General features: G+C 64.3%; 8 protein-coding genes. 5 read left to right on the forward strand and 3 right to left on the reverse strand.

The genetic code is table 11. The features are described 5' to 3' along the window. Positions 1–24: 24 nt before the first annotated feature. The 3 genes from nadA to nadC are packed head-to-tail and all read left to right on the forward strand — an operon-like array spanning position 25 to position 3,427. On the forward strand, positions 25–1,011 hold the full coding sequence (gene nadA, locus CQ12_RS31390) for a quinolinate synthase NadA (protein WP_057839149.1): 987 nt from the start codon (positions 25–27) through the stop codon (positions 1,009–1,011). Then, positions 1,008–2,561 carry an L-aspartate oxidase gene (locus CQ12_RS31395; protein WP_057839150.1) on the forward strand — a complete coding sequence of 518 codons (1,554 nt, stop codon included), beginning with the start codon at positions 1,008–1,010 and terminating at the stop codon, positions 2,559–2,561. Before nadA ends, CQ12_RS31395 begins: the two co-directional genes overlap by 4 nt. Further along, the gene (gene nadC / locus CQ12_RS31400) at positions 2,558–3,427 is read left to right on the forward strand and encodes a carboxylating nicotinate-nucleotide diphosphorylase (RefSeq protein WP_057839151.1); all 870 of its coding nucleotides are present in this window, start codon (positions 2,558–2,560) and stop codon (positions 3,425–3,427) included. Before CQ12_RS31395 ends, nadC begins: the two co-directional genes overlap by 4 nt. Before the next feature lie 11 nt (positions 3,428–3,438). Here the strand turns inward: nadC and CQ12_RS31405 are convergent, their stop codons facing one another. Both CQ12_RS31405 and CQ12_RS31410 read right to left on the reverse strand, forming a co-directional pair. After that, on the reverse strand, positions 3,439–4,251 hold the full coding sequence (locus CQ12_RS31405) for an FTR1 family iron permease (protein WP_057839152.1): 813 nt from the start codon (positions 4,249–4,251) through the stop codon (positions 3,439–3,441). A gap of 143 nt (positions 4,252–4,394) precedes the next feature. Then, on the reverse strand, positions 4,395–5,486 hold the full coding sequence (locus tag CQ12_RS31410; protein ID WP_057839153.1) for a COX15/CtaA family protein: 1,092 nt from the start codon (positions 5,484–5,486) through the stop codon (positions 4,395–4,397). A gap of 130 nt (positions 5,487–5,616) precedes the next feature. Here CQ12_RS31410 and CQ12_RS31415 point away from each other — a divergent pair, with 130 nt between their 5' ends. Further along, on the forward strand, positions 5,617–5,829 hold the full coding sequence (locus CQ12_RS31415) for a DUF2842 domain-containing protein (protein ID WP_057839154.1): 213 nt from the start codon (positions 5,617–5,619) through the stop codon (positions 5,827–5,829). A gap of 62 nt (positions 5,830–5,891) precedes the next feature. Here CQ12_RS31415 and CQ12_RS31420 read toward each other — a convergent pair whose 3' ends face one another. Then, a complete protein-coding gene (locus tag CQ12_RS31420) occupies positions 5,892–6,944 on the reverse strand; it encodes a polysaccharide deacetylase family protein (protein WP_198164298.1) in 1,053 nt (350 codons plus the stop codon). Positions 6,945–7,073: 129 nt separating this feature from the next. Between CQ12_RS31420 and CQ12_RS31425 the strand changes: the two genes are divergently transcribed. Beyond that, positions 7,074–8,264 carry a GNAT family N-acetyltransferase gene (locus CQ12_RS31425; protein WP_057839156.1) on the forward strand — a complete coding sequence of 397 codons (1,191 nt, stop codon included), beginning with the start codon at positions 7,074–7,076 and terminating at the stop codon, positions 8,262–8,264. Positions 8,265–8,396: the final 132 nt, after the last annotated feature.

The raw sequence follows: 8,396 nt of genomic DNA on the forward strand, positions 1-8,396 counted from the left end.
AAGATATACTCACGGAGAGTATAAATGGCCAATATCAGTTCCACCGCGCTCGCTCGCACCTCCCCGCTTTACGACCGCGTCAAACGGGTCATTCCGCCGCCTGAATGGGCGGTTTTCGCCGAGGATGTCGACGCCATCCTCGACCTGAAGCGAAGCCGCAATGCGGTCATCCTCGCGCACAATTATCAGACGCCTGAAATCTTCCACGGCGTCGCCGACATCGTCGGCGACAGCCTGTTGCTGGCGCGCGAAGCCACCAAGGTCGATGCGGACGTCATCGTGTTGGCCGGCGTGCACTTCATGGCCGAGACGGCCAAGCTGTTGAATCCGGAAAAGACCGTGCTGATCCCCGACCTCGGGGCGGGCTGCTCCCTCGCCGAATCCATCACGGCGCAGGATGTGCGGCTGATGCGGCAGCGCTATCCCGGCGTCCCCGTCGTCACCTATGTCAACACTTCGGCCGCGGTGAAGGCGGAATCCGACATCTGCTGCACCTCCGGCAACGCGCTCAAGGTCGTGGAATCGCTCAGCGTCGAACGCGTCATCATGCTGCCGGATGAATATCTGGCGCAGAACATCGCCGCGCAGACCAACGTGAAGATCATCGCATGGAAGGGCCATTGCGAGGTGCACGAGCTGTTTACGGCATCCGACGTCCGGCAACTGCGCGAAAACCATCCTGACGTAACCATCCTGGCGCATCCGGAGTGCCCGCCCGAAGTGGTGGCGGAAGCCGACTTCTCCGGCTCGACAGCCGCAATGTCGGACTTCGTCGGCAAACAGCGGCCGCCCCGCGTCGTCCTGCTGACGGAATGCTCGATGAGCGACAACGTCGCGGTGCTCCACCCCGATGTCGAGTTCATCCGGCCCTGCAATCTCTGCCCGCACATGAAGCGGATCACGCTGAAGAACATCCGCGATGCGCTGGAGACCGGCCAGCACGAGGTGACGATCGATCCTGCGATCGCCGCACCCGCCCGGCGCGCTGTCGAAAGGATGCTGGCAATATGAGCACGGATATCTCAGCGCTTAACAATTTTCCCGTCATCATCGGCGGCGGCGCCGCCGGATTGATGACGGCGCTGCAGATGGCGCCCGAGCCTGTGGTGCTGTTGTCAAAGGCACCGCTGGGTGCGGAAGCCTCCAGCCTGTGGGCGCAGGGCGGATTGGCCGCCGCAATGGGCGAAGACGATGCCCCTGTCCTGCATCTCGCCGACACCCTCGCCGCAGGCGCGGGCCTTTGCGACGAGGCCGTCGCAAGCCGGATCGTTCACGCGGCCCCTGCTGCCGTTGAACATCTCGCAAAGCTTGGCGTCGCCTTCGACCGCCGGTCCGATGGCGGCTGGCGGCTTGGCCTCGAAGCCGCGCATAGCCGCAACCGGATCGTGCACGCCACCGGCGACGGCACCGGGCGCGAAATCATGCGGGCGCTGATCGCAGCCGTGCGCCGCTGTCCTTCCATTACTCTTCTTGACGGAGTCGAGGCCCGGAGCCTGATCGTCGAGGACAATGCCATCAAGGGCGTCGTTGCGGTGAACGCGCAGGGTCCGCTCACGATCGTCACCGGCCGCATCGTGATCGCGACGGGCGGTGTCGGCGGCCTGTTTTTGGAAAGCACCAACCCGGCCGGCTGCTTCGGCCAGGGGCTGGCGCTGGCGGCCCGCGCGGGCGCCAAACTCTCCGATCTCGAGTTCGTGCAGTTTCACCCGACCGCCTTCGACGGCCCGTCGCGCCCGATGCCGCTGGTGACCGAAGCCGTGCGCGGCGACGGCGCGATCCTGATCGACGACACCGGACAACGGTTCATGGCGGACCAGCCAGGCGCCGAACTCGCGCCCCGCGACATCGTCGCGCGCGCGGTCTGGCGTCGCCGCGCCGAGGGTCATCGCGTCTTCCTCGACGCACGCAAACATCCGGGAGCGGAATTTGCAAAACGCTATCCCGTGATCTCCGCCTTCTGCAAAATGGCAGGGATCGATCCGGCGACCGATCCGATTCCGGTGCGGCCGGCGGTGCACTACCACATGGGCGGTATTGCCGTTGACATCGAAGGCCGCAGCACCGTGAACGGTCTCTGGGCCTGCGGCGAAGCCAGCCGCACCGGGCTGCATGGCGCCAACCGGCTCGCCAGCAATTCGCTGATGGAAGCGATTGTCTGCGCGCAATGGGTGGCCGAGAGCGTACGGACTGCAAGCGGCGACCCGCTGAAGGCACGCGCCGCCGACGCGTCTCCGCCGGCATCCGATCCTTCGGCCGTAAGGCCGATCCTGTCGCAAGGCCTCGGCGTGCTCCGCGAGCGGCACGGTATCGAACGCGCCATCCGCGGCCTCTATCCGCTGGCCAACGGCAGGAGTGCAGCTTCCGATCCGGCTCTGGTGGGATTGATGATCGCGGTCGCAGCCTTGCAGCGCGAGGAAAGCCGCGGCGGACACTTTCGCAGCGACTTCCCCGACACCCTGCCTTCAGCCGCGCCTTCGATTATCTCGCTTGCGGACGCATTCGATGCCGCGCGCGACCTCGTTGAAACCGGATCCCTGTCTGTCGGGAGTGCCAAGCCGTGACCCTTACTCCGCTTCTGCCGCTCATGTACGAGCCGCTGGTTCGAACCGCCCTGCTCGAAGATCTCGGGCGCGCCGGCGACATCACCGCCGATGCGATCGTTCCGGCCGACCGGCGCGCCTCGCTGGTGCTGCGCGCGCGCCAGCCCGGCGTCGTGGCCGGACTCGACATCGCGCGCTGCGCCTTTCAATTCGTCAATCCAGCAATCCAACTCGCCGCCGAGCGGCCTGACGGCAGCGTCGTGGCGCCGGGCGATGTGATCGCCGCCATCGAGGGCCCGGCACGCGGGCTGTTGACCGGCGAACGAACAGCGCTGAACTTCCTCTGCCATCTCAGCGGCGTCGCCACGGCGACGGCCACGCTGGTATCAGCCGCGCAAGGCACCAAGGCGCGCATCGTCTGCACCCGCAAGACTACGCCCGGATTGCGCACGCTGGAAAAATACGCCGTTCGCGCCGGCGGCGGCAGCAACCACCGCTTCGGCCTCGACGATGCCATCCTGATCAAGGACAACCACATCGCGCTGGCCGGTGATGTCAGAACTGCGATCGAGCGCGCCAAGGCGCATGCCGGCCACCTCGTCAAGATCGAGGTCGAGGTCGATACGCTGCCCCAGCTCGAACAGGCGCTTGCAATCGGCGTGGACGCCGTGCTGCTCGACAACATGACAGTCGAGCAATTGCGGCAGGCGGTGGCGATGACCGGCGACCGGGCGATCACGGAAGCTTCCGGCCGCATTACGGCTGAGACCACCAGGGCGATCGCCGCGACCGGCGTCGACTTGATTTCGGCCGGCTGGCTGACGCACAGCTCCGCCGCGCTCGACATCGGGCTCGACTATCTCGGACTTAATCGGCAGGCGGCTTAGTTATCGGCGGACTACTCGGCCGCCCGCATGGCCGCCTTGTCCTCGCGCATCAGGCGGTTGTTGCGCCGGACCACCGAATAGGTCGCGAGCGCAAACAGGATCACCAAGAGCTGGATCGACAGCGCTTCAAGTGTCGGATTCAGGCCGATCGCAGTCAGGAACGCTGAGCCCTTGACCTCGGTGACCGTGATGATCGCCTGCTCCTGGAACTCCTGCACCGCCTCGCCGATGAACTTGACCGCCATCACGAACAGGAATGCCGAGGTGACGATGAACAGCGGCCGCAGCGGAAGCTTCCGCGCGATCAGGTTGATGAAATAGAACAGCACGGCGAGAGCTGCCGCCGCCGCGGCAAGGCCGGCGAACAGGCCCGCACTCCAGCCGCCTTCGGTCTTGGCCAGCGCGTTGATGAACAGAACGGTCTCCGCGCCCTCGCGAAACACCGCAAAGAAGGCCAGCGCACCGACCGCCCATATCGTATCCTGCGACAGCGCCTGATCAGCCTTGTGCGCGAGGTAATCCTGCCATCCACGGGGATCCTGCTTCACCATCAGCCAACCGCTGACGTAGAGCATCAGGGCGGCGGCAAGTAAAATGATAATGCCTTCCAGGACGTCGCTGTGATCGCCCGAATTCAGCACCGCGAACAGCCAGGCGGCGATGAAGCTGGCTCCCACGGCGACAAGCGCGCCGCCATACAGTGCCTTGATGCGGTGACCCGCGCCGGCCTTGGTCAGATACCCCGCCAGCGCTGCGATCACGAGCATGGCTTCGAGCCCCTCGCGGAGCAGGATGACGGCGGCCTGGACGAATGCTGACGACATGAAACGGGACCTGTTTTTGTTTCGTTTTATCGTCCAGACCGTCCAAGTAAAGCGGTCCGCTCCCACACAAATACGTCAGGGCGCGAGAATGCCCGGAAATTTGGGCACTTCCGAAAAGCGCAGCAGATTAGAATCGCTCCATTTCAGCCGGGTTGCCCGAGCGGCAGAACCAGCTTCTGCCGGTCGGGCTCGGCGCGACGCGCGACCAGGCGCTCGGTTTGCAGGACCACAAGCGTCAGCACCACGATCGCGACCGCCTGATGCGCCAGCGCCAGATCGATCGGCACCTGATGCAGCAGCGTGAGGATACCGAGCACGGCCTGCAGCATGATCGCCGCGACCAGCCACCAGGCGCCGCCGATGATGGCCGCTCCGGCGCGCGAGCGAACCGCGTCGACCGCATGCCACAGCGCCAGCGCCAGCAGCGCATAGGCCGTCATGCGATGTTGGAACTGCACGGTGAGTGTGTTGTCGAACAGATTGCGCCACCACGGCTCCTCGAACCATAGCCGCGCCGCCGACGGAATGAAGGCGCCGTCGATTTCCGGCCAGGTGTTATAGACCCTGCCCGCCCGCAGGCCCGCGACCAGCGCGCCAAAATAAAGCTGAACGAACGTCACGATGAGCAAGGCCATCCCGGAGACCTTCAGCCGCATCGGAAAAGCAGCTTGGGGACGCCAGGTCATCCGCCTCAGCGTCCAGACGATCGACGCGAAGATAATCAGCGCCAGCACCAGATGCGTCGCCAGGCGATATTGCGACACCTCGGTCCGTTGCGAGAGGCCCGACGCCACCATCCACCAGCCGACCGCGCCCTGCAACGCGCCGAGGCCGAAGATCAGCCACAGCCGCCTTTTCAATTCGGCGCTGAACGCGCCCCGCCACAGGAAGTACAGGAACGGCAGCAGGTACACCGCGCCGATCACGCGCCCGAGCAGGCGGTGGCTCCATTCCCACCAGAAGATGGTCTTGAAATCGGCAAGGCTCATGCCGGCATTGAGTTCGCGGTATTGCGGGATCGCCTTGTAGCCCTCGAACGCTTGCGTCCATTGCGCCTCGTTGAGCGGCGGCAGCGTGCCGGTAACCGGCTTCCACTCCACGATCGACAATCCGGATTCGGTCAGCCGCGTGGCGCCGCCGACCAGCACCATGACGGCGATCAGCGCGGCGACCACGATCAGCCACCATCTGACGGCGGTGGCATGCGCGGCCTGCGGTGTGGAACTAGCGGTCATAAAACCCGTCTTGAAGCCCGTCTCAGAGGCCGTTCTGGCTTGCCCCGAAGGCGCGCTTGATTGAATTGGCGCGCCCCTTATAGTCCGCCCCTTCCCGCGCGCAACCCGCCACGAGCCTGACATATCCGCCATGACGATACGCACCCGCAAATTCTTCGGAACCATCGCCCTGCTGGTGCTGGTCGTGGTGTGGTCGCTGTTGGGCATGACCATCGCCCAGACGCCGTGGCTGGCCCGTTCGGGCCTGCTGCAGGCGATCTTCTATGTCGTGGCCGGGCTTGGATGGGTGCTGCCTGCGATGCCGATCGTAAGCTGGATGTCGCGGCCCGATCGCGCCGCTTAGAAGATTCTTGTTTTGACGCGTTTTCTTCACGCGAACCGGTATCCACTTCGCTTGAAAACGCTCTAGACCCAATTGTCCCGGGTCGGCCTGACTGCGGGAAACATCATCCCCGACAGCATCACCCGCATCATGCGCAGGGATTGCTGTCGTCCGTCCCAGGCGATCCGCGGCAGCGCGTGCAGATTGGTATATCCCCTGGCCTCGACGATTCCCGGGATAGTGGATACCGCGCTGGCGAAACCAGCCTCCTGCCCCATGACCACGTGCTCCCGCCGCCAGGATTGCCGATCGCCGAAGGGATAGGCGAAGTGCTTGACGGGGCGGCGCAAGGCGGTCTCGGCGACCGCCTTGCCCATCGTCATCTCGCGCTGCGCGTCCGTCCCTTTCAGATTCGACAACGCGGCATAGTTCACGGTCGCGCTGCCGATCGTCACCAGCGGATCGGCGGCGAGTTTCGCCAGGTCGTCCCAATCCATCGACTGAGCGCGCGACAGCGCTGCGAGATCGACGGAGTATCGCGTGCAGAGATCGTGGATCGCGAACGAAAGATCCGGCGGCGGCAGGGTCCGCAGCCAGCTCGCCAGAAATTCGAAAGTGTCATGCTTCTCCACCACGCTGCCGGTTGCGAAACGCCGCTCCTTGCGATCGATCACCAGGCTGATGCGCTCCTCGCGCGCGATCATCTCTTCCAGCGCGAGCCACCAGGCTTCGCCGAGCCCGTCCGGAAACGCGGTCGGCAGGTAGACGGTGAAGGGCACGCGGTGCTTTGCCAGCACCGGATAGGCCTGCGTGATTACATCCTTGCAGCCGCCGTCAAAGGTCAGGCAGGCAAAGCGGTTGGCTTTCGGCAGCGTGACCGCCCGCCGGCACACTTCGTCCATCGTGACCAGATCGAAGTTCCAGCGCTTCAGCGCGACGATTGTCCGGTTGAGAAATTGCGGTGTGACTTCACGCCATCGGTTCGGCTGGAACGGCCGGGAATCGCGCGGACGGACCCGCTCGAACCGCAAAATGACGCCGGCGCCCCCGCTCTGCCGCTGCTTCAGCCTGAAATAGCCGCTGAAATAGCCGAGCTCCATCCGGGCCCGCCGCAAAATTCCGATATCCGACGCCAACGTCCCGCCCTCACTCACGGGTCGCGCTGCCCCGCCGCGCCCCGATTGTATTACCCTTTGTTGACATTTCCCTGCGAAGGTCGGCCAACGCCAAAATTGTAAACAATTTCATATAGCACGGGCTTTGCGATGACCATGGCTGCCGCGATTGAAGACCGCACGGCGGATCGAGATGCGTGGCCGAAGGCGGGTCGCATCGCCGGCATCGACATCGCTCGCGATCTCACCGCGGCGGAAACTATCTGGCGCAACCTGGAAGCTGCGCAAACCTCGTTCACGCCATATCAGCGCTTCGACTTCCTCAGTTCCTGGCAGCGGCAGGTTGGCACGCGCGAAGACCTCTTTCCCTTCATTGTGATTGGCTACGACGCGGAGCGCCGTCCGCTGCTGCTGCTGCCGCTCGTGCTGAAGCAGGCCTATGGCGCGCGCTGCGCCAGTTTCATGGGCGGCAAGCATTCGACCTTCAACATGGCGCTGTTCGATCGCGATTTCGCCGCAAGCGCAACGCTGACCGATCTCGAAGGCCTGATATCGGCGATATCGCAGCGATCCGAAGCCGACGTCCTCGCGCTGCATCAGCAACCGGTTCGCTGGCGCGATCTGCCCAATCCGCTCGCCCTGCTGCCGCATCAGCCGTCCGCCAATGATTGCCCGCTGCTGGTGATGGAGCCCGGCGCCGCACCGGCGGCGCTGGTCAGCAACTCGTTCCGCCGTCGTCTCAAGGGCAAGGAACGCAAGCTGCAGTCCCTGCCCGGGTATCGCAGTCATATTGCTTCGTCGGAAGCCGACATCATCCGGCTGCTCGACTGGTTCTTCCGCGTCAAGCCGCAGCGGATGGCCGAACAGAAGTTGCCGAACGTGTTTGCCGATCCCGGCATCGAGGATTTCATCCGCAGCGCCTGCACCGCACCGATCGCCGGCGGCAGGCACGCCATCGATATCCACGCGCTGGAATGCGACGAGGAAGTGATCGCGATCTTCGCCGGCGTCGCCGACGGCCATCGCTTCTCGATGATGTTCAACACCTACACGATGTCGGCGAATTCGAAATACAGCCCCGGCCTGATCCTGATGCGCGACATCATCGATCACTACGCCGGACAGAGTTATCGCGCCCTCGATCTCGGAATCGGATCGGACGACTACAAGCGACTGTTCTGCAAGAGCGACGAACCGATCTTCGACAGCTTCATTCCGCTCAGCCAGCGCGGCAAGCTTGCCGCCGGCGTGATGTCAGGCGTGAACCGCACCAAGCGGCTGGTGAAGCACAATCCGGCGCTGCTGGAGATGGCGCAGAAGCTGCGCAACGCGTTCAGCTAATCCGTAGGGTGGGCAAAGCGAAGCGTGCCCACCATTTCAAGATGACGGTGTAGATGGTGGGCACGGCGCCTTGCGCCTTTGCCCACCCTTGTATTAGGGCGCTGGTTTATCCTGACATCGTTCCATGAGGAA

Origin of the sequence: Bradyrhizobium jicamae (genome assembly GCF_001440395.1) — a bacterium.
Classification (GTDB): Bacteria; Pseudomonadota; Alphaproteobacteria; order Rhizobiales; family Xanthobacteraceae; genus Bradyrhizobium; species Bradyrhizobium jicamae.